15 protein-coding genes and 2 rRNA genes (1 of these 17 cut by a window edge) are annotated in these 21,514 nt (G+C 42.0%); 9 read left to right on the top strand and 8 right to left on the bottom strand.

Going from position 1 to position 21,514, the window contains the following annotated elements; translation table 11 throughout:
• The first annotated feature begins 108 nt into the window (after positions 1-108).
• The 8 genes from COR50_RS05915 to COR50_RS05880 all read left to right on the top strand — a co-directional run bounded on the left by COR50_RS05915 (position 109) and on the right by COR50_RS05880 (position 9,926).
• On the top strand, positions 109-1,995 hold the full coding sequence (locus COR50_RS05915) for a RecB family exonuclease (RefSeq protein WP_098193133.1): 1,887 nt from the start codon (positions 109-111) through the stop codon (positions 1,993-1,995).
• A 155-nt stretch (positions 1,996-2,150) separates the two neighbouring features.
• The gene (locus tag COR50_RS05910) at positions 2,151-3,524 is read left to right on the top strand and encodes an Ig-like domain-containing domain (protein ID WP_157760640.1); all 1,374 of its coding nucleotides are present in this window, start codon (positions 2,151-2,153) and stop codon (positions 3,522-3,524) included.
• A gap of 80 nt (positions 3,525-3,604) precedes the next feature.
• Positions 3,605-4,228, top strand: a complete 624-nt coding sequence (gene recR, locus COR50_RS05905; RefSeq protein ID WP_098193131.1) for a recombination mediator RecR — start codon at positions 3,605-3,607, stop codon at positions 4,226-4,228.
• Positions 4,229-4,269: 41 nt separating this feature from the next.
• Positions 4,270-4,800, top strand: coding sequence for a glutathione peroxidase (locus COR50_RS05900; protein WP_098193130.1), 531 nt, complete (start codon positions 4,270-4,272; stop codon positions 4,798-4,800).
• Between the two features lie 217 nt (positions 4,801-5,017).
• A complete protein-coding gene (locus COR50_RS05895; RefSeq protein WP_098193129.1) occupies positions 5,018-5,551 on the top strand; it encodes a hypothetical protein in 534 nt (177 codons plus the stop codon).
• Positions 5,552-5,590: 39 nt separating this feature from the next.
• The gene (locus tag COR50_RS05890) at positions 5,591-6,733 is read left to right on the top strand and encodes a DNA polymerase III subunit (RefSeq protein WP_098193128.1); all 1,143 of its coding nucleotides are present in this window, start codon (positions 5,591-5,593) and stop codon (positions 6,731-6,733) included.
• Between the two features lie 204 nt (positions 6,734-6,937).
• Entirely contained in the window at positions 6,938-8,332 is a 1,395-nt protein-coding gene (gene ricT, locus COR50_RS05885; protein ID WP_098193127.1) for a PSP1 domain-containing protein, read from the top strand.
• Positions 8,333-8,456: 124 nt separating this feature from the next.
• A complete protein-coding gene (locus COR50_RS05880) occupies positions 8,457-9,926 on the top strand; it encodes a rhomboid family intramembrane serine protease (protein ID WP_098193126.1) in 1,470 nt (489 codons plus the stop codon).
• Here COR50_RS05880 and COR50_RS05875 read toward each other — a convergent pair.
• Positions 9,923-10,975: a nucleoid-associated protein gene (locus COR50_RS05875; protein ID WP_098193125.1), complete on the bottom strand. Its 1,053-nt coding sequence runs from the start codon at positions 10,973-10,975 to the stop codon at positions 9,923-9,925. The two genes, COR50_RS05880 and COR50_RS05875, sit on opposite strands and share 4 nt — an antisense overlap.
• 388 nt (positions 10,976-11,363) lie before the next feature.
• Between COR50_RS05875 and COR50_RS05865 the strand changes: the two genes are divergently transcribed.
• Positions 11,364-12,245: an SMP-30/gluconolactonase/LRE family protein gene (locus COR50_RS05865; protein WP_098193123.1), complete on the top strand. Its 882-nt coding sequence runs from the start codon at positions 11,364-11,366 to the stop codon at positions 12,243-12,245.
• A 103-nt stretch (positions 12,246-12,348) separates the two neighbouring features.
• Here COR50_RS05865 and COR50_RS05860 read toward each other — a convergent pair whose 3' ends face one another.
• The 7 genes from COR50_RS05860 to COR50_RS05830 form a co-directional block, all read right to left on the bottom strand.
• Positions 12,349-15,363, bottom strand: coding sequence for a glycoside hydrolase domain-containing protein (locus tag COR50_RS05860; RefSeq protein ID WP_198405786.1), 3,015 nt, complete (start codon positions 15,361-15,363; stop codon positions 12,349-12,351).
• A 270-nt stretch (positions 15,364-15,633) separates the two neighbouring features.
• Positions 15,634-16,527, bottom strand: coding sequence for an SDR family oxidoreductase (locus COR50_RS05855; protein WP_098193122.1), 894 nt, complete (start codon positions 16,525-16,527; stop codon positions 15,634-15,636).
• A gap of 76 nt (positions 16,528-16,603) precedes the next feature.
• Positions 16,604-17,182, bottom strand: coding sequence for a Crp/Fnr family transcriptional regulator (locus COR50_RS05850; RefSeq protein WP_098193121.1), 579 nt, complete (start codon positions 17,180-17,182; stop codon positions 16,604-16,606).
• A 233-nt stretch (positions 17,183-17,415) separates the two neighbouring features.
• Positions 17,416-18,018 (bottom strand): hypothetical protein, encoded by a 603-nt coding sequence (locus COR50_RS22410; RefSeq protein WP_198405785.1) that lies wholly within the window; start codon positions 18,016-18,018, stop codon positions 17,416-17,418.
• Between the two features lie 58 nt (positions 18,019-18,076).
• A complete protein-coding gene (locus tag COR50_RS05840) occupies positions 18,077-18,676 on the bottom strand; it encodes a hypothetical protein (RefSeq protein WP_098193119.1) in 600 nt (199 codons plus the stop codon).
• Positions 18,677-19,241: 565 nt separating this feature from the next.
• A 5S ribosomal RNA gene (gene rrf, locus COR50_RS05835) occupies positions 19,242-19,353 on the bottom strand.
• Between the two features lie 129 nt (positions 19,354-19,482).
• Positions 19,483-21,514 (bottom strand): 23S ribosomal RNA (locus tag COR50_RS05830); it runs 859 nt beyond the window's last position.

Below are 21,514 nucleotides of genomic sequence, written 5' to 3'. Positions count from 1 at the left end.
TTTAATATTAACCCTTATTTTAAAGATACTTCAAATTTATTCGCAGATCCCATTTATCGCTACCTTTGGTATCCGATCACATTGATTCTGATTTAAATTGACGATCCAGTGAATGCCAGTTTACCATATGCTGAACTTTTTCAAAGATTGTACCAGCATACCACCATCCAAGGATTTGACGATCCTGACCAACAATATGCAAGTATCGTACACGGGATAACTCAACTCGTTAAGAAAGGCGTTCCCGCCCATGAAATTGCAATTGTTCTCCCGGCTTCATATACCGCGCGATCTTTATATAAGCAAATTGAAGAACAACTGGGTATTATAATATATACCGAATCAAATAAGCATTTGTTCAATTCGTGGAAAATATTGGAGTATATAATCTTTGAATGGAATTATCGCGGATCCTGCGATGATTTACTATTTGAAATTTTGCATTTCCAATATTTCAATATTGATCCTTTAAAAATTATCCAAGCCAACAGGTCAGCCTATTCCAAAAAAATGACCTTTTCAAAATTCTGCCGGCAGTTGGAACAGCCGGTGCAATTCAGTTTATTTGAAAGTGGTAGCCCTGACCCTATCCAGGTAGCTTATCAAAATATTCAGAAGTGGATGTCATTAGCTTCAGCAGAAGGCATCCCGAAAGTTTATGAAGAGGTTGTAGGCTTTATTCAATCTGTAACCGCAGTTAATCTAAAAACCGATCCCCATTATATCGAAACATTAGACTTTTTAAGGCAACTCAAGCAACATGATGATCAACCATTGTACTGGGTAAATTGTTTATTCTTAATAAATGCGGGTAAGTTACAGCTACCAAGGCCAAGCTTACCTAGCAACCAATTACGCATAATAAGAACTAATGAGCCCCCGCCTGCCGGGGTTTCGAAAATATTCCTCGTAATTGACCAACCCAATGGAGGGTTCGCTTCCCGAAACTTTGAAAGCTATTCACCTATCTTCCTGTCCCATTGGCTGGACAGGGAAAGCCTGGCTCCTATTCATTTATATATTACATACAATAATGAAAAAGCCCAAGATGTCTTCTTAGCAGCGCTTTTAGATAACATGGACCGGCAGCAGGCCCAAATACCTGTTTCAATACCGGCTGTAACCCCGGTTCATATCAATTATATCCCGTTAGGTATGCTTAGGCCCCTATTAAAAGGATTCAACTTGAGCGCCAGCTCTTTAAATAGTTTTTTAAGCTGCCCGCTCCAATTTCTATATGAACACTTATTACGTAGCCCAAAGTCAAAATCCGCAGCAATGGCTTTCGGATCGGCTATCCATCATGCATTGGAGCAATTCTTCCTGGATAAACAAAAGAGCAGGGACCGGCAACAACAAGATGAAGTGAAATCATTGCCGGGGTATTTCTTAGAAATAATGCAAACTTTCAAAAAACACTTTGCCCCGGGGGAGTATGAACAACGACTTCAATATGGTCAAGAAATATTAGAACATTATATAAAAAACGGGCAGGTTACCCGTTCAAATATTTACAGCATAGAAAGAAATTTCAAGAACGTGCCGGTAAAACACATGCTATGGCAGGGAAAAATCGATAAACTCGAATTTGATGGGAATGATGTTGCCATTTTAGATTACAAAACGGGGAACCCGGGCAAAAGATCCACGCAGTTTGCCCGCCCTTCAGGAGCAGCGCCGCTCGGTGGAAATTACTGGAGGCAGGGTATCTTCTATCGCATCCTGGTTAATAACTTTCCCGGCAAGGCATGGAAAGTAAATGAATGTACTTTTCATTACATAGAGCCGGATGCCGACGGAAAAATCATCGAGGTGCCGGTCGAAGGTCACGAGCCGGATGTTACAACGGTTGTTGAACAGGCGGCTATAGCTTGGGATCAAATCCACCAGTTAAACTTATTTTCCGGTTGCGGTAAGCCGCGATGCTATTGGTGTAATTTCGTTAAAGAACACCGGTTAAGCACCCCCGGCAACCAAGAAAATGTTAAAAAATAAGAAAATTGCCATTTCAATAGCCTATTTCATAGAATGTTCTAAGTTTGCAATACTTTATTTTACGAAGGATGGGAAATCTGTATCAATTAAGAAAGTTTTTACCAATAACTATATTATTTTTTATTGTCATATATTTTTCAAATTGTGCCAATATTGTGCCCCCGGGTGGTGGTCCGCGCGACACGATTCCACCCGTGTTTGTGAGCGCAACCCCGAAGGATTCTTCCTTGCATTTTAATAGCCACAGGGTAACTTTTTATTTTAACGAGTATGTTGAACTGGATAATGTCTTGGAAAAATTGATCGTTTCCCCGACCTTAAAAAGAACCCCGGTAGTAACTGCCAAGTTCAGAACGGTTACGATTAATATAAAAGATACACTTAAACCTAATACTACTTATACATTCAATTTTGATGACGCTATCAGGGATGTGAACGAAAGAAACCCCGTCAAAGATTTCCAGTACGTAGTTTCAACCGGCGATTACCTGGATTCATTAGAAATTAAAGGAATGCTCAAGGTAGCGGAAACAGGCTTGGCGGATAGTAACGTAGCAGTTATGCTATATACTAACTTGGAGGATTCCGTAGTATCGAAGGAAAAACCTCAATACCTTGCCAAAACAAAAGGTGACGGCAGTTTCCATTTCCGAAATCTAGCACCCGGCACTTATAAAATGTTTGCCATCAAGGAAGAGGATAGGAACTTGCAATATTCATCCATGGAAGAACCCATCGCATTTTTGGATAGCACGATTTCTATCCTATCTGAAAATGTAGAGGATGTACAGCTTTTATTGTTCAAAGCCTATGATACCACCCAACCTTATGTTGCCCCCCTACTCGAAGAAGAAGAAAGCAACGATAAGAAGGCCAAAAAACCGAAACTCACCGTTAGCAATAATCTTAGCCAGGGCAAACAAGAGCTGAATGATACCTTTCACTTGAAATTCTCTATCCCGATCGCGGACCTTTCGATGGTAGACAGTAGCAGGATGACACTCGCAGAAGATACTACCCTGCGTACAGTTCCTTTCAGGACTTTGTTTGATAGTACGGGTACAAGGTTGTCTATCCTGTACGATTGGAAGGAAGGTCGTCCATACCGGCTAATTTTGCCAAAAGGCTTTGCTACCGACACGCTCGGACAAACAACCGCGAAGGCCGATACCTTAAATTTCTCTGCCAAGACGAAGACGGATTACGGAATTTTCATAGGAAAACTTGAGATATCCGATGAAACACGGAATATTTTAAATGCCGATACCAGTTTGCGGCTCATCATGCAATTGGTCGCTGATAAAAAGGTGGCATATTCAGGTGACATCACCGGGGGAACCTGGAAGCAAGAACTGATCAATCCCGCAGAATATGAAATACGGATTCTATTCGATCAGAATGGAAACGGCATTTGGGATACGGGTTCGTATTATATTTCACCGAGAAAACAGCCGGAACGGGTCGTTGCTTTCCCTAAAAAAATTAATATTAAGGCGAATTGGATGATGCCGGAAACATTCTCGTTATAATCCATTCGCTCGACTTTATTTCTATCAAATAGCCATTGGAACTGCATTTATAGCATATTACAATTGATTAACTTTGCATTATGGTATTCTCATCCGCTTTAATTGAAAATGCAGTCAATGAATTTGCAAAATTGCCCGGGATCGGCAAGAAAACGGCTTTGCGCCTAGTGCTGCACCTTTTGAAGCAGGAACCGGGACAAGTGGAAAACTTCGGTGAGGCAATTACACGCATGCGCAAGCAGATACAATTTTGTAAATATTGTCATAATGTAAGTGATGAAGAGGTTTGTTCCATCTGCAAGGCGCCTTCCCGAAATAACGGCATTGTTTGCGTGGTGGAAAGCATCCGCGATGTAATGGCAATCGAGAATACCCAACAGTTTAACGGGAAATACCATGTACTGGGGGGCATCATCTCCCCGATCGACGGCATCGGCCCCGACCAACTAAACATTTACAGTCTCGTTGAACGTGTAAAGGCGGATGAGATCAAGGAAGTTATTATGGCTGTTAGTCCAACTATAGAAGGCGACACCACGATATATTACATCTCCAAAAAATTGAAAGACTACCCCGTAAAGGTTACGACGATAGCCAGGGGAATCGCTTTTGGCGGGGAATTGGAATATGCCGATGAGATGACCCTCGCCCGCTCGCTGACTAACCGTTTACCATTAGAAAATTATTTACAGCAAGGGAAATAGTCTGCCAAGTTTCGTAAATTCGGAGATAAAACTATTATACCATGTTAAAATTATGGGTACTGTCCGCTGTGCTTTCCATGACTACAGCATTTTCAAATATTTACGATTTCAAGGTTGCAGGTATTGATGGCAATAAAATCGACCTTTCCAGTTATAAAGGCAAAAAAATATTGATCGTCAATACGGCCTCGCTTTGTGGGAATACGCCGCAATATGCAGAATTGGAGGCTTTATATAAAAAATATAAATCATCCTTGGTTATTATCGGTTTCCCGGCTAATAATTTCGGGAGCCAAGAACCGGGCAGCAATGCCGAGATAAAAGAATTTTGCACCAAGCAATATGCTGTTACATTTCCGATGGCAGCAAAAATCTCGGTAAAAGGCGCTGATATTCATCCCCTTTATAAATGGCTGATCGAGCAAAGCAAGGAAAAAGGGTTTACTCCAACGGAGGTTACCTGGAATTTTCAAAAATACTTGGTTGATGAAAAAGGCAACTTAATCGCTGTATTCAAACCTAAAACTTCGGTAAACTCTCCCGAAGTAATTGCAGCGATTGAAAAAAAATAAAGAGTATGTTTTTGTCATATCAAGAAACCGTTCCTTGGGACGGTTTTTTTTATTAAGTTCTCTTAAACTTTTCCCGGATCATTATAATAATTAATTAAAAACGAGTACTTTCGCTCCAGCTCATATCAAGGGCCCCAAATCCTTCTTTTTGTAATCCAATTTATTCTATACGCTGAAAATTTATAATGTAATTTTTTTACATTAAACCAAACCAGTTATGTTCCGAATGCATGTTCTGAATACCGTGATCCTATGCGGTATCTTACTCTTTTGTACTCAATGTGACAAAGATGTATATGTCGATGATAATTGTCAATATGCTTCCATGTATATGTTTTTGAATGGGGATAGTACAGACTTATCCGTACTCCATAGTACGCTGCAACGTTCCAGCTCGATGGGTGAAGATTTCAAGTTATTTACACTTGCCGCTATCGACAAAGAGTATAAAATAATATTTAATATTAAAGATGTTCATACTACGATTGATAGCAGCTTCCTAGAGAATAAATTGAGATATAATTTATATACTTATAATAAATCGTCGCTAATAACCCAGCCATTGGTAAGCGTCGGTAAGTATAACGAAGATCACTATGAATACGCTCAAAGTGACACCGCATCTATTACCATTTCATCGATCAATGAAAATAAATTACTGATAACCGGGGAGTTTTATGTCAAAACCAGCCAACCTGAATACGAAGCGCGGGGAAAATTCTCCAAAGTTTGTTTCCTCTCCTTCAAATAACTTATTTTCACACCTGGAAAAAATGGGAGTTCTCAACAGATGTTATTTTCACAGGTTATAGGTCAACAAAACGTAAAACACCAGCTACTCAGCGCTGTTACCAACCAGCGCACGAGCCATGCCATGTTATTTCTTGCGCCGCAGGGTGCCGGGGGCTTAGCCTTGGCGCTAGCTTTCACGCAATTTTTGGTGTGTGAAAACAAGCAGGAAACCGACGCTTGTGGAAAATGTTCCGCCTGTATAAAAGCGCGGCAATACATCCATCCGGATATACATTTTTCCTATCCCGTTATTCCCAGGAAAGCCGGGGACAAACCATTAAGTACAGACTATGTTGCAGAATGGCGGGAATTTATCGCGCAACAACCTTACGGTAGCACTTACGATTGGTTGCAATTCATCGGCGCCGAAAATAAGCAGGGTAATATTACGGCGCACGAATGCCAAGATATTATCCGAAAGCTTAACCTCAAAAGTTTTGAAAGCGAATTTAAAATACTATTGATGTGGATGCCCGAATATCTCGGGAACGAAGGCAACCGCCTGCTGAAACTAATCGAAGAGCCGCCGGCAAATACGATTTTTATCCTCGTGGCCGAAAACCAGGAGCAGATCCTGGCCACTATACTATCCAGGCTGCAATTGATCCGCATCAATCCTTTACCGGTTAATGATATAAAGGAAGCGTTAATTGAAAGAAACGGGGCCAATGAACAAAGGGCCCGCCAAGTAGCCACGATAGCTTCGGGCAACTACCGGGAAGCGCTGTATTTATTGCAGCATACTGATAGCGATTACCATGAAATGTTAAGGGCATGGCTCAATTGCATCTTCCTACAGAATAGGCAAGCCCAGCAAGAATGGGTCGAGATGATTTCCAGTGCAAAAATCGGCCGGGAAAACCAGAAACAATTTTTGCGGTATTTTATCAATGTCCTTGAACATACTATCCGTTTACAATTTATGGATGCCGGGCAACTAGGATTCTCCCCCGAAGAAGTGGATTTTGCACAAAAATTGCAAAAATTGGCTAATATTCAACAAGTTGAACAGATTATGCAAATCCTAGATGATGCATATTACCATATCGAGAGAAATGCAAATGGCAAGATTTTATTTCATGCCCTCTCCATCAAATTGCAGTATATCTTCAAACAAATGCCTTTACCGATAAGCGCTTAATATTGAATTATAGGCTGGGCTAGCGGAATAATCCCCCCAAGCTGGCAATTTTTAACGTACCTTTGCTTACTATTATCCCTAAGTCTGCAATGTTAAAAATTATTCAGTATCTTAGTTTCGCCCGGTAATACCTGGCAATATATAGTGGAGTGGTAATGTGTGGACAGGAATTTATTTTAATCATTTATTTAAATTAATTATAATATGGCTTGTGCCGGATGTGGTACAGGTGCGAGTGGGAAGCCAAAAGGATGTAAGAGCAATGGAGGATGCGATACGGGCGGTTGTAACCGTTTAAACGTATTTGATTGGTTGGCGAATATTCCCCTGGGCGATAGTTTAGCACCATTTGATATCATAGAAGTAAGTTTTAATAACGGAAGTAGAAAAGATTTCTTTCGCAATGTTACCAAGCAAATGTTCGATAAAGGCGAGATGGTCACTGTGGAAGGAGTTAGCGGTTTTGATGTAGGAATGGTCAATTTAACCGGCGAATTGGTGAAACTCCAGATGAAAAAACGCCGGGTAGAAGACACCCCCGAAGTAAAAAAGATCTTACGCAGGGCTTCAAATGACGACCTCAACCGGATGTCTGATAACAAGGCCCGCGAAAAAGAAGCGCTAATCAAGGCAAGGGCACTTGCCCGCAACCTCGGTTTGGAAATGAAACTCACAGAGGTAGAAATTCAAGCGGATGGCCGAAAAGCGACTTTCTTTTATACGGCGGATGATCGTGTCGATTTCCGCGAACTTATCAAGGTTTACGCTTCCGAATTTAAAGTAAAAGTGGAAATGCGCCAGATCGGCGCCCGCCAAGAAGCTGGAAAAGTTGGTGGCATCGGTAGCTGCGGCCGCGAATTGTGCTGTAGCACCTGGTTATCCGATTTTAAATCTGTTAATACCACCGCTGCCCGTTACCAAAACCTCTCCATTAACCAGGCAAAATTGTCCGGTCAATGTGGTCGCCTGAAATGCTGCTTGAACTACGAACTCGACACCTACCTCGATGCCCTGAAAGATTTCCCCGACGATGCCGAAACCATCGAAACGGCTTCTGGAACTGCCAGCCTCCAGAAAAGGGATATCTTCAAGAATCTCATGTGGTATTCTTTCGATAATAGCAATAAACAATACCCGCTAACGATTGATAGGGTCAAGGAAATTCAGAAGCAAAACCGTCAAGGTATTAAGCCGGATGAATTAAAAGCCGTTGAAATCGTTGCCTCCAAACCGAAGGAAATCGATCTTGGTTTCGTAGACGTAGTGGGACAAATCAGCTTGCGCTCTTTGGAGAAAACTTCCCACAAAAGGAAGCAAAAGAACAAAGAGAAAGAAAAAGGCAAGCAAGGAGTAAAACAGTCGAATGCTCAACAGCATAAACAGCAGCATGGCACTCCAAATAAAAATCAACCCAAAGGGCCCAAGCCATCACAGCAGCCCAAGCATGCGAGGCCAGATCAAAAGCAGGGTAAACCGCAAGATCAAGGCAATAAGCAAGCCGCTGCCAAGGAACATCACGTAAAAAGTAATAAATCATCCAACCGGCCGCAACCGAGGAATAAACCAAGACCTCAGAAACCGCAGCAGGATCAAAAATAGGAATTTAAGGTCGACCACCAGGTCGGCCTTTCTTCTTCGCCAATAGGTTTTGTTAAAAGTAGAACAGCTTTTTGCAAAATGTGGCAGCAATAATTAAATTACATCAAACTAGTAACTCACCAGGATGATCGGATTTCCCCCGGGGCGATCTACTCCTTTCGCCTACGACCAGGTTTCTCGGAGTCAATTCTTCACCTACACTTGCATGGCCCTCGAAAGCCTGAACTGGGATATCAGTTTTGCTAACGAGCAATATATTATTGCCTTTACCCACTTTAGTTGGAAATCTTGGAACGAGCAGATCACGGTGCAAATGTTTGATGATCATGCCATTATCCGCAGCCAATGCACCGGTGCCCAAGTAATAGATTTCGGGAAAAATAAACAGAACTTACAAGAGCTGACAAGCCTCATCCAATCAATCGCCGCCAGTACGAACCCCGATCATTACGCCTGGCAACACGGGCAATATATAAAGCAGTTCGAAGAGATTAACAAGGAACATACCGGCACTTTGCATTTGACTAGGAAGCGGAAAGTAATTAAGAATTTTCTATCCGTTTTCCTCCCTGTAAAGGGTTATTACGTTACGCCGATATTAATAGCTTTAAATGTCTTTTTCTTTGTACTCATTACCCTTAATAGTTATGATTCCAATGCCGTAAACCCATTCGACTTACAATTTTTTGCCAATTACAAGCCCAGTACGTTACGCGGTCAAGCTTACCGCTTGGTGACTTGCCTGTTCGTGCATTTCGATGTGCTACACCTGTTTTTTAATATGTATTTCCTAATGGTGGCAGGTTTATACCTCGAATCTTTCCTTGGAAGCAGGCGTTTCTTATTAACATATATATTATGCGGGCTCTCGGCAAGCCTGGCAAGTGTTTGGTGGAACGATTTCATTGTTTCCGCGGGAGCTTCAGGCGCGATCCTAGGTTTATACGGCGTAATATTGGCAATCACTACGCAAAAATTATTAGAACCGAGGGAAAGGAAAAATCTATTTATATCGATCGGGATCCTCGTTGGCATCCAATTATTACTCAGCTTAAAAAATAATTCTAATATCGATCATGCTTCACATATCGGGGGATTATTAGCGGGTTTTATCCTTGGCTGGTTATATTACCCATCCCTACTACACCCAACTTGGAGGCGTCTACAGCAAGTAACTTTTTTCCTGGTTATGATCGGTGGTTTGGGAACCTCTGTGTTCGCCTATCAAAATATGAACCGCGATATTTTCCGGTACCAGGAAATTTTGGATACTATCGATCGTAACCGGCAGCTGGCTTTCAGCATTTATAATCTTCCTTCTACTTATACCAAGGAACAGCAATTACGTCAAATTAAGGAATATGGAATTTTCTATTGGGATGAAAACCTAAGCTTATTAAAGGAAGCGGATCATTTGCAAATTTCCCGGAAATCGAAGAAATTCAACAGGATATTAAAGAAATATAATCTTGTACAGAAGAAGATCTTTATATATCAATACAAACGTATCGAAGAAAATACTGAAAAATACGATTCCCTGATTCTTGCCGGGAGGGCAACTGCCGATGAACTATCGCATGAGGCTAACTTCTAGCTTTCGGATTCGAAGTATAACTTATAGTATTGCATATTCGTTAATTCATCATATCCCCTTTCAATCTTATCGCGGTCACCGTGAATATATACATGGAAATTTTTATCCAGTTTTAAAACACTTTTGAAATCTTTCTGGTTTCTTTTTACAGCGGGCGCAGAAATGTCGAACTCATCGGGAACATCCAGCCGGAAATCTTTCTGAAATTGTTCCTTGTATGAGCGGAAAGAAGCTACCGCATCTTCGTGCCCGAATACATTCTGGGCAAACTCATCCATCTCGAATTGTTCATTTTCCTTGAAATAAGCGGCCGATTTATTCAATAAGTCGATCTGGTCGGCTTTATTCATCTCGTACTGGTTTGGCAAATGATTTTGAATAAACTCCTTGCACATCGTTACCGCCGTTTCCGTTTGGTGGTAACTATCCTCCAGTCGTTGTACTTGTAAGAAAGCATCTTTCCAATAAATGGCCTCGTTTTGCTTGCTGATACTATCCACGATACTTACCTTGTACCCTTCATCCCTCTTAGTATTGAATACCAGGCAACCCTTGTCCAGCTTGTTGATATTAATACCATCATCATAATTAACCCCGTAATTATCTTGTTGTAAAAAGACTTTCAGGTAAGTATCTTTCGTTTCCGATTTAAATATCCCTACCGCTTCCATCTCTTCCCCATCTACCTGGCAATTATCAAAATATACGATATACAATTCACCCCCCTTGATCTTAGGATGCGTGGAGCTTTTATATAAGTGCTTCGCGATATGAATTGATTGCTCATGGAATTGATCTTTATCGTCGAAGATTAAGCTACAATATTTATAAATTTCATTCAGCTCAATATCGGCATCATGTGTAAAATGAAAATATTCCGCGTTCTTAACAAACGGTTGGATAAAATAATTCAATAGCAAATTAGCTACGGTTTCATCATCCAAATTCAAGTTCGAAGGAGAAAGGATCAAGGGCTCTTCTTGCCCGGCATTTCCAACTTTATGAATGGCTAGTTGACTTAGGTTATTAGTATCTGCTACGTGAATCATAACTTACAAAAATGTACGGCGAAATAACGGAAATTTTGGCAAAGAATTAGTCCTCCCAGCCACATAAAGTTCTCCCTTTATCCTTTGCTTCTCCCAAGCTGACTTTCTCAATTTTTGTAGAACAATTTCGTAATCCCCGGCATTTCTCGACGAGATGGTATTTTTTGCTATACTTCCCGTTGCAGATATAAACCATTTTCTTCCCTGGAGCAGATACACAGGGAGCACAAAACAATAGACCAAGATATAGGAATAGATATTTCATAAGCACAAACAATGAAATAATATATTAAAAAATCTATATACTACGTTTGTCAAATAAATTTACATCCATTCCGGCAAAATATTACTTTTATCCAATCATCGAAGATTAAAATTATACATACGGATGAAAAAATTATTGATACTTTTTACCGCTTCCACGTTAGTACAAATGTCTTGCAAAACCTCTTCGGAAGAGCTTTACAAAGCCCAAGATCTAACCAAGGAAAACATGTTTTCCAAAAATATTGAAGGCCCTAATTTCGATAAGGATGGCAATTTTTACGTGGTAAATTTCCAAAAAGACGGCACCATCGGTAAGATTGATACGAAAACCGGGGAAGGTACCATCTTCGTAACCCTGCCGGATAGCAGTATTGCCAACTCCGTGCAGTTCAACAGCAAAGGAACGATGTTAATGCCTGATTTTGTGGGCCACAACATCTTGCAAGTTGATATGAATACCAAGCAAGTCAGTGTTTTTGCACATGATAGCCTGTTTAATCAACCCAATGATATTTGTATCAACAGCAAGGATCAACTATTTGCCAGCGATCCTAACTGGAAAGATCAAACAGGGAAACTATGGCGCATTGATGCCGATGGCAACACCCACTTGCTGGAAGATAGTATGGGTACAACGAACGGGATCGTATTGAGCCCCGATCAAAAGATTTTATATGTCAATGAAGGGATTCAACGCAAAATATGGAAATATGATGTCGATGAAGCCGGCAATATTTCCAATAAAACATTATTTGCCACTTTCAACGATCATGGTTTCGACGGTATGAAAGTAGATGCAGAAGGAAATTTGTACATCGCAAGATGGGGAAAAGGCACCATCGCGGTGATGTCGCCAGCAGGAAAGTTAATCCGTGAAGTTGAACTGAAAGGAAAGCAATGTAGCAACTTAATTTTTGGCGGACCGGATAAAAGGACGGTGTACGTTACCTTACAAGATCGTAAATGTATAGAAACTTTCAGGGTTGCCATACCTGGCGTATAATACTTTCGATTATAAAAATATGCCTCTTGGGCTATGATCCAATAAAAAATGGTGAAGCAACGATGTTCCATCGCTTCACCATTTTCTCTATCAACTCTTTGTTTTATTCTATTATTAAAAGCCAACCCCTAGCAGGTTGTACCGGTATTGTTTCCCCTACTTTAAACAGCCTGCCTTCTTGGAAATTTTTCACGGGCAAAGCTTTAATACTGGCCTTTTTAGGATCTATGCCTAATGTTTTCCAATCGATCTCCAGGGATACCTCTACCGCTTGCTCTTTCCAACTGGCGAGCGCTACCAAGGCCTTTCCTTTCTTTTTATAAACGGTGGCCAACACTGCCGGGTCAGATGTTTTCACGGGGTTGTTTTCCAGCCAGTATCCTAACATTTCAGAACCTACGATGCCGAAAGTATCCCATAATTTCCAGATCGGCCGGGGATCAGCTTCCGCACTCCAAGGCAAACGGTTCGTCATGCCGAACACCATGCCCCTCCACAGGTTTCCGCCATCTTGCAACATTTCTCCCATCAAACCGAATGGAATACCACTCACTTCCGTTAAGAAAAATTCGGGTGAGTTATGCTCGTAATCAAAATACTCACCAAACCAAAGTCGGTTCAGGTAAGGGAAATGTTCCATGTACAAGTTTGCACTGTTTTGGAAACCATCGCTCTTGTTATATTGATTAGCTGAATGTAAATCTATAATACCCGGATGGCCGTCTTTCGTTAATACGCGCTTGATACGTTTCATCGTCACACGATCGAAGGCAACATCATCCAGGTAGATCCCATCGATACCCACATTTTGCACCAACCAGTTCATCCCTTCCACGTAATAATTATGCCACCTGCTCATCCCGCTATTCACGATAGCAGCATCTTTAATCTCCGGAACAAACCATGCAGCGATATAATCTTCACCGATATGCTCCTGTAGCCAGGAGTAGCCGCCGCCTTTTCCATGCGAATAAATTTCATGGTTCAAACTCCGTAATGGGAAAGTTTCATAAGCATGGTTCGACAGTTCTCTTACGGTATTGTAAATTTTAACCTGCAAGCCCTTTTGATGCGCTTCATCAATATACGCCTTCATCTTGGCATGTTCGATGAATGGGTAGTTGATCCATGGATTGATCGGCGTAGCGTGGTGAATGTTAATAACATTTGCCCCTTTCGCCTTAATACTGTCAATATTGTCGTACTTATGATAAAAACGGTGAGTCCATTGGAAATCCGTATTGATCGGGTGGAAAGGTGTGATCAGCAAATCGAAATTGTAATATAAAGTATCCCCCGCGTTCATCGTTCTGGCACCGGAATAATTATTTACCCAAACCTTATTGTCATCTTCGGCAACACTGATCCCCCCCTTGTTGTTATTACCCCAGGAGGTCGGTAATAATAATGGTTGTTGTAAATAAAAGTTCGTATTCAACGGGCGCCTGTAATGTTCATCCCTTAAAGAGAATTGCAAACCGGCATTTACATTTCCAATCCAAGCGCCGTCCTGGTTTTTATGCGCTACATCCCATTTCCAATCGTAAGTAGCCGGTCTTTTGCTCCCTTTCAATTGTAAACCCATCATATACTTTGCCATTTCTTTGGCGAAAGGGATACGTAATTGTATATCGGAGATATCCTGGTTTACAAGTGCAATTACCTGTACCTGGTAGGATAAGTGACCGTCAAACTCCATGCTGGCCTGGATATTCATCTTCATTCCAGCAGCAGTATTGGTTGCTGTCCAGCTCACCGTTCCCGCTTCTTTCTCCGTGAAATGAACACCGGAGCTTTTCCATGTCAAAACTTCATCGCGGGCATTTTTCACATTGAATTCAAATGCCGAAGCCAACAAATTATTAGCTTTAGAGCCGATGGATGTCATCTCGGGTTTAAAATATGTTTGGATCATGCTAGGCAACCCATCCTTACCTAGCGTGATTTTTCTTCCTAGTAAATCGATGCTATTACCTTTCACCAACAGCGGGGTATAAGGTTTGATCACCTCATTTTCTTGTGCCAGGGTAGAATTAAGCCATTTCAACCTGGTTTGCAGTTGTGGTTGGTTGGCGCCACCGTTTATAGCAACCTGGTTCGTTACCTCTATGCTCAAATCGATGGTAGAAGGTGTATGATCGTCCGCTTGCACAATTGCCGTTCCTTTGTATATTCCCGCTTTCGTGTTAACAGGAATATCGATGCCGCACCATAAAGGCTGCACTTTCCCTTTTTCAATATTAACGACCCTTTTTAAAGGATAGCCTTTATAATCTGTTCCGTCGGTATTCACGCAACTGATCAACTTTTTTGAAATGATATTCCCTTTATCATCTGCCAGGTCCGTAAAAACAACTTTAGCGTTGTCAAGGTTTTCCAAGGCATATACCCCTAGTTGTAAAGCAAAATATTCCCCTTTATCGGCTGTACCTTTTAAATAGGTGGCGGGGGCATTCAATATCCATTTCATCGGTAAATGCTCCTTCATACGGATGGGGTATTCCCGGGATTCAGGGAATATGATATAACCTTTATTGCCATATTTTTTAACAAGCCCCTGCACTTCTTTACCAGTTGCCACGACTTCCATCGGGTAAAAACTGTTAAATGCATCGACCGATTGAATGGTTTCTACATGGGCATTTGTTTTAATTCCAGCAGGTTTCTCTCCTTGCAACCAGCTTGAATTTGAATTGTCGGCAGCTGCCAGGTAAACGCCCCTGGGATAGTTAGAACGCCCTTCATTTTTGTAGGGCATATAATAAACATTATAGCGTTGTTCTCCGCTAAGTGGTTTAAAATAAATATCCACTCCCTCTGCGGAACAATTTTCTATTAAATAATTCTTGACCAATTGATGTTTCGTGGCCGACTCTATTATAATTTTCTTATCACAAGGATTTTTGTCCCGCCTACGCCATTCAAGGTATACATGCGCAATGGCAGCATCGTTATCCAAATTAATAACAGCCCGGTGATTTCCTAACGAATCCCGGTCCCATGGCTGCGAAGGAACCGAGTAAGGTACATGAGAGTAGCGATTGTCCTGGGCAGATGTAGATAAACTAGAAAAAATACATCCGATAAATGCCCAACAGAGCAAAGCTGATCTTGTCATTCTTTGCATTTTCATAACCCTTTTTATAAATGGTTTGATTTAAAATAGTAAGTATTCTTCGATAATAAATGTACTAGATACACCTTTAATTTTAGACAAAAATGTAGAAACGGTTGTAAGTTAGGTAGATCGGTAAAATTTTTACAGAAGAAATGTATCAATTTTATGTATCAAAAGGATCAAATCGACTTTATTGCTGTAACAAAATACGCCAATAAAAAAGGGTTCGTTATCATACGAACCCTAGCAAATTCTTTTTTAATTTCTATTTCAACTATTGAAATAGATGCCCGAGCTTATATCTTCCAACAAGCCTGAATGGTTGGGCGACCAAGTCAATGTTTTCTTAGTCAATTCACTGGAAGCCAAGCAATTAATACCTGCAAATCTTGCAAACCAGCCGAAATGTTGCTCCACGGCCTCCCCTGCCAGGCTAAGCGTTTCCAAGTCCATGCCTCGCCCGATCGTATTTGCGATATCTTTGAAAGGTATCCCCTGCTCTGCAACGGCATGGAATGTCCCCTGGACCGGTTGTTGTTCAACTACCAAGCGATAAACCTGGGCTGCATCTAATCGATGCACCGCTGGCCATAAGTTCTGGCCATCCCCAATATATGCGGATTTTCCATTTTCCCTGGCCTGTTTGACTACCATAGCAATAAACCCATGGTCACCTGGACCATGAACGGTCGGCGGAAGCCGAACCACGTAAGATTTCAACCCTTTTTCGGCAAGCGCCGTTGCAGCTTCTTCGGAAGCTGCCCTCGGAATGATGGCAGAACTAGGCGCTTTAACGTCTTCTGTAGCGATCTTGCCATAATCCAATAAACCCATACCGGAGGTAATCACTAGCGGCCGATCTGTACCTATTAGGGCTTCACCGATTGCCATGATGACCTTCCGATCATTTTCACAATTTTCCTTGTACTTACTAAAATCGTGATTGAATGCCGTGTGAATCACCGCATCGCATTGCGCAGCGCCGTTTTTCAAGCTATTTAAGTCTTCCAGGTTTCCGGGGTATGCTTCGGCGCCCGCTTTGACTAAAGCAGCAGCAGCCGTTTCGCTACGTACCAAGCCTAATACTTGATGTCCTGCTTGTAATAATTCTTGAACAACTGCCGAACCTACAAATCCGGAAGCTCCTGTAACAAATACTCGCATAATAAATGATTGAATTATTTCTTACAAAATTCAATACATCCGGGTTCAATTTCGTGGTCATTTGACCATATTTCTTTTAGCGATGTAATTGGGCGTGACGGATCCTGGTTAATGTTTTCAGAGATATTCCCAGGTAGGCAGCGATCATATGTAAAGGAATCCTATTCAGAATATCAGGGTAATGCTGTAAAAAATCATTATACTTTTCTTCAGGGGATCCGCTTAACGAAGAAAACAATCTATGCCTACTGCTATAACTACTGTGGGAAAGTAACTTTAGTGAGAACGATTTTAAGGCAGGAATCTCGTTCAATAATATTTCAAAATCTGGCTTTGTCCAAAGCAATAATTCGCTTTGTTCAATAGCTGCGATACTAAATGAAGCGGGCGTTTGATGATCGTAACTTTCAGGGTCTAATGTCCAAGTATTTTCGGGAGAAAATTGTAAAATACGTTCTGTGCCATTTTCCAGTGTTCCAAAAATCCGCATCAAACCTTTTACAACGAAGGTTTTATAGCGACAAATTTGCCCCTGCTGTAAAAGCATTTCATTACGCTGCAAGGTTTTAGGTATCGCCAACATACTAATCCTCTCCAGGTCTTGCTCACCAAGACTCATATGGGAACGCAAATATGTATGGAAGGCTAGGCTCATATTGATATCAAAATTAGCTATTCTATGGAGAAAAATCTAGATTGTTGAAATAGCTTTTTGTAGCCATCGTTGAGTTCACTATTGAGCAGCCGTTGGTCACTCACTTCAGTTTTGGGAGCATCCTGATGCTTCCATTGAGTTTTAGTCGTAATCCTTTTTAATACAATCGCAACGATTATACCTTGTATCCGTCGTAAAATGAGCTGGGGCAGAAGTATACGATAATAATGATATTATTTTATATCATTTACAACAACTAATTCGGCATTGACCATATTATCAAAAATATATTTATTAATTAACTCGGCATTGACCTGGTTAATATTAAAATTTACAGCTTGAATACTACCTTCATTATTATGGAGCAGTAAAATGCTCGCATTAGCAATTTTAATTTTCGTCAGATGCTTTATATCTATGGGATCTTTCAATCCATAAAGCTTTAATATGTTTTCTTTTATATGCATTTTTCCTTTAGGCAAATCCAAGATTCCATTAAAAAAAATTAGTAGTCCAAGGAAAATACCAATAACAGCATAATTCATAAGGGGGCTCGTAATTATTAGAATATAAATACTTATGAAAAATATAATTGCTCCCAATGTTAAGGATGCTATTCTAAAAAAATCATCATTTCGAGTTGGGATAAGTATATAATCTGCATACCCTTTCCGGTATTGGATTTTATGATAAAGGGTTTTCAAGCCATAAATAATCCATAAGGCCAATGTGAAGTATATGAAGCTTGGATTGTCAATCTTCGAAATAATAAAATATATAGCTCCGTAGATCAACACCCGAATTATTAATTTTATATCCTCTCTATATTTTCTCATTTGGTTTATTACATGGGTAAAAAACTGTAGCCCCCAGATAAACTGGTGCAACTGATTACTATCTTTTAGCTAGTATTAATAATAATAATAGACCTACAGAAATAATTATTTTTGGACTTACTTGTGGTTTTGACTTATAACTCCAAAATATAAGCCCACTTACCATTAAATAAATGCCCAAAAGAGTTCCCAATTTAAGGTCATTTTTCATTTCGCTTTTAGCTCGTTGAATACTTAAATATTCGCGCTCGCCTTTAGTTAAGGATTTGATTTCTACGTAATCGTCAAACAATCGGGCTTTATTGATATTAGCAAATTCTAAGCTATCAATTTTGACGTTTATTGTATCTCCTAATTTTATGCTATCTAAAATTTCCTGTTTAATTAATTCGCTGAAATTAAAACCTGCTATTTGAAATGGTTTATTATATGCTTGAATATGTAATATAATCCGTCTTTTGTTTCCACGTCTACCCATCTTGATTTCAGGGGCCTTTTCAACAATTAATTTATGTAGTACTACTAATTCATTTCCATGATTGCCTTCCAAATTCCTGGGAATAAAATAAAAGGCAATGGTAATTATGGCTCCAACTATAGCAAGCCACAAATATGCCTTTCTTTCATCATCCCAGTTTACTTTTTTCGACGCTTCCATATATTATATATAATAAAAATTTCCGTGGTCTTAATTCTAAGCTGGTGCATTGTGTTCTCCCTCATTCCACGTTGATTGCGAAAACTTAGCATATTCCCCATATAAAATTTATCAATTAGGTTTAGTTCTCTGCGCATAATTAAATAGGGGATTTCGAGCGATTATAGATAATATAACGTTGCAGAATTTTACATTTATATCCTCTGAATTTGGCGCTATTTCAAATAAAGTTACATATTAAAATTTACCGATGAAAGGTATCTCTATCTGATTGTATTCTTCCCGGTTAGCACACACATCATTTCCTTCGACTCCCGGTTTTTAATAAATGATCGGGGTAATTCTTGATACCTACAAGGTTATAATAGCATTGTTTCCGTTCCATGGATTCGGGAAACGGGCTTCCCTGTTAAGGGTAGCGGGTTGAATAAGACCGGGCAAGTCCACGCGGTACGGGGATGGGTCAAGGGTAATTATTATAAAGGGCTGTATAAAAACCGGGCCCGCGGCCCCGGGGGCGGTACGAAACAAAAAAGCCCCGGTCTAACGACCGGGGCCTCAATAAATATGGCGGCTACCTACTCTCCCGCATGGTTGTGCAGTACCATCGGCCATGGGGGGCTTAACTTCTCTGTTCGGGATGGGAAGAGGTGAACACCCCCGGCATAACCACCATAAGATCTTCTCGCTGCCGCCGCGCGGCAACGTTACTAATAAGGTCATACTGGGAAAAAAACGCGGGGCGGGATGCGCCCGGTATATCTACTTACCTTACCCGCCAACCTCGCGGCGGCGCGGTAATAATAAAGTTAAAGCTTACGGGCAATTAGTACTACTCGGCTGCGGTGTTACCACCCTTACACCTGTAGCCTATCAACGTCGTCGTCTCCGACGGCCCTTGAAAGTAAACTCATCTCGGGGTAAGTTTCACGCTTAGATGCTTTCAGCGTTTATCTTGACCGTACATAGCTACTCTGCACTGCACCTGGCGGCACAACAGATACACCAGCGGTACGTACGACCCGGTCCTCTCGTACTAAGGTCATATCCCCACAATTTACTAACGATCACAACAGATAGGGACCGAACTGTCTTGCGACGTTCTGAACCCAGTTCACGTGCCACTTTAATCGGCGAACAGCCGAACCCTTGGGACCTTCTCCAGCCCCAGGATGTGACGAACCGACATCGAGGTGCCAAACCTCACCGTCGATATGAGCTCTTGGGTGAGATCAGCCTGTTATCCCCGGAGTACCTTTTATCCTTTGAGCGACGGCCCTTCCATGCAGAACCGCCGGATCACTTTAGCCTGCTTTCGCACCTGCTCGGCTTGTATGCCCCACAGTCAAGCACCCTTATACTAATGCGCTCTGCGTACGATTACCAACCGTACTGAGGGTACCTTTGCGAGCCTCCGTTACCTTTTAGGAGGCGACCACCCCAGTCAAACTACCCACCAAACAATGTCTCCCGCTTGCGCGGGATTAGACTCTAAGTAACAGGAGGTTGGTATTTCAACGACGACTCCGCGCGCCCTGGCGAGCGCGCATCAAAGTCTCCCAACTATCCTACACACCTATTACCCAAAATCAATGTTAAGTTGTAGTGAAGGTTCACGGGGTCTTTCCGTCCCGTTGCGATTAACCGGCATCTTCACCGATACTACAATTTCACCGGGCTCGTGGTAGAGACAGTGTCCAACTCATTAGACCATTCGTGCAGGTCGGAACTTACCCGACAAGGAATTTCGCTACCTTAGGACCGTTATAGTTACGGCCGCCGTTTACTGGGGCTTCAGTCAGGAGCTTTGGGTTACCCCGAACACCCTTCCTTAACCTTCCAGCACCGGGCAGGTATCAGGCTCTATACGTCATCTTTCGATTTTGCAGGGCCCTGTGTTTTTGTTAAACAGTTGGTTGGACCATTTCACTGAGACCGCATCGCTGCGGTACGCCTTATCCCGAAGTTACAGCGTCAATTTGCCTAGTTCCTTTACCACGGATCACCCGAGCGCCTGAGGATACTCTCCTCGACTACCTGTGTCGGTTTACGGTACGGGCCGCCACGCAACTGGCCTTAGGGGGTTTTCTCGGGAGCATGGTTAGGGACGTTATCGGCTTGGCCGGGGCCTCGCCGTACTATCAGGTTCGCCAAGCCGCGCGGGTTTTCCTACGCGGCCTATAACTACACCCTTCAACGCAGTATTCCGTAACTGCGCAGTCCTTTCACTTCTCCGTTACCCCGTCGAATTGCGGGCGGGTGCCGGAATATTCACCGGCTTGCCATCAGCTTCGCCTCTCGGCTACGCCTAAGGACCCGACTAACCCTGATCCGATTAGCGTTGATCAGGAACCCTTAGTCTTGCGGCGGGGGGATTTTTCATCCCCCTTATCGTTACTTATGCCTACATTTTCTTTTCCGGCCGCTCCAGCATACCTCGCGGTACACCTTCGGCGCAGGCCGGAATGCTCCCCTACCGGTGGGCGGCTTATGCCGCGCCACCCTAGAGCTTCGGTTGCACGCTTGATGCCCGATCATTTTCCGTGCCCGGACCCTCGACCAGTGAGCTGTTACGCACTCTTTAAATGAATGGCTGCTTCCAAGCCAACATCCTGGCTGTCGTAGGATCCGGACCGCGTTTGTTCAACTTAGCGTACCATTGGGGACCTTAGCTGCTAGTCTGGGTTATTTCCCTCTCGGCCACGGACCTTAGCGCCCGCAGCCTCACTCCCGGGTACGTATCGTAGCATTCGGAGTTTATCAGGGTTTGGTAGGCGGTGAAGCCCCCTAGCCCAATTAGTAGCTCTACCTCTACGATACCTCCATCCCGGGGCTGTT

The sequence above is a fragment of the Chitinophaga caeni genome (genome assembly GCF_002557795.1).
Lineage (GTDB): Bacteria > Bacteroidota > Bacteroidia > Chitinophagales > Chitinophagaceae > Chitinophaga > Chitinophaga caeni.
This window is presented reverse-complemented; position numbering and strand designations above follow the sequence as displayed.

What these genes read in the sequence shown, in the direction of transcription:
- recR (WP_098193131.1), top strand. Translation starts at nt 3,605, where the DNA reads ATGGTATTCTCATCCGCTTTAATTGAAAATGCAGTCAATGAATTTGCA.
- COR50_RS05900 (WP_098193130.1), top strand. Translation starts at nt 4,270, where the DNA reads ATGTTAAAATTATGGGTACTGTCCGCTGTGCTTTCCATGACTACAGCA.
- COR50_RS05895 (WP_098193129.1), top strand. Translation starts at nt 5,018, where the DNA reads ATGTTCCGAATGCATGTTCTGAATACCGTGATCCTATGCGGTATCTTA.
- COR50_RS05890 (WP_098193128.1), top strand. Translation starts at nt 5,591, where the DNA reads ATGTTATTTTCACAGGTTATAGGTCAACAAAACGTAAAACACCAGCTA.
- ricT (WP_098193127.1), top strand. Translation starts at nt 6,938, where the DNA reads ATGGCTTGTGCCGGATGTGGTACAGGTGCGAGTGGGAAGCCAAAAGGA.
- COR50_RS05880 (WP_098193126.1), top strand. Translation starts at nt 8,457, where the DNA reads ATGATCGGATTTCCCCCGGGGCGATCTACTCCTTTCGCCTACGACCAG.
- COR50_RS05875 (WP_098193125.1), bottom strand. Translation starts at nt 10,975, where the DNA reads ATGATTCACGTAGCAGATACTAATAACCTAAGTCAACTAGCCATTCAT.
- COR50_RS05865 (WP_098193123.1), top strand. Translation starts at nt 11,364, where the DNA reads ATGAAAAAATTATTGATACTTTTTACCGCTTCCACGTTAGTACAAATG.
- COR50_RS05860 (WP_198405786.1), bottom strand. Translation starts at nt 15,363, where the DNA reads ATGACAAGATCAGCTTTGCTCTGTTGGGCATTTATCGGATGTATTTTT.
- COR50_RS05855 (WP_098193122.1), bottom strand. Translation starts at nt 16,527, where the DNA reads ATGCGAGTATTTGTTACAGGAGCTTCCGGATTTGTAGGTTCGGCAGTT.
- COR50_RS05850 (WP_098193121.1), bottom strand. Translation starts at nt 17,182, where the DNA reads ATGAGCCTAGCCTTCCATACATATTTGCGTTCCCATATGAGTCTTGGT.
- COR50_RS22410 (WP_198405785.1), bottom strand. Translation starts at nt 18,018, where the DNA reads ATGAGAAAATATAGAGAGGATATAAAATTAATAATTCGGGTGTTGATC.
- COR50_RS05840 (WP_098193119.1), bottom strand. Translation starts at nt 18,676, where the DNA reads ATGGAAGCGTCGAAAAAAGTAAACTGGGATGATGAAAGAAAGGCATAT.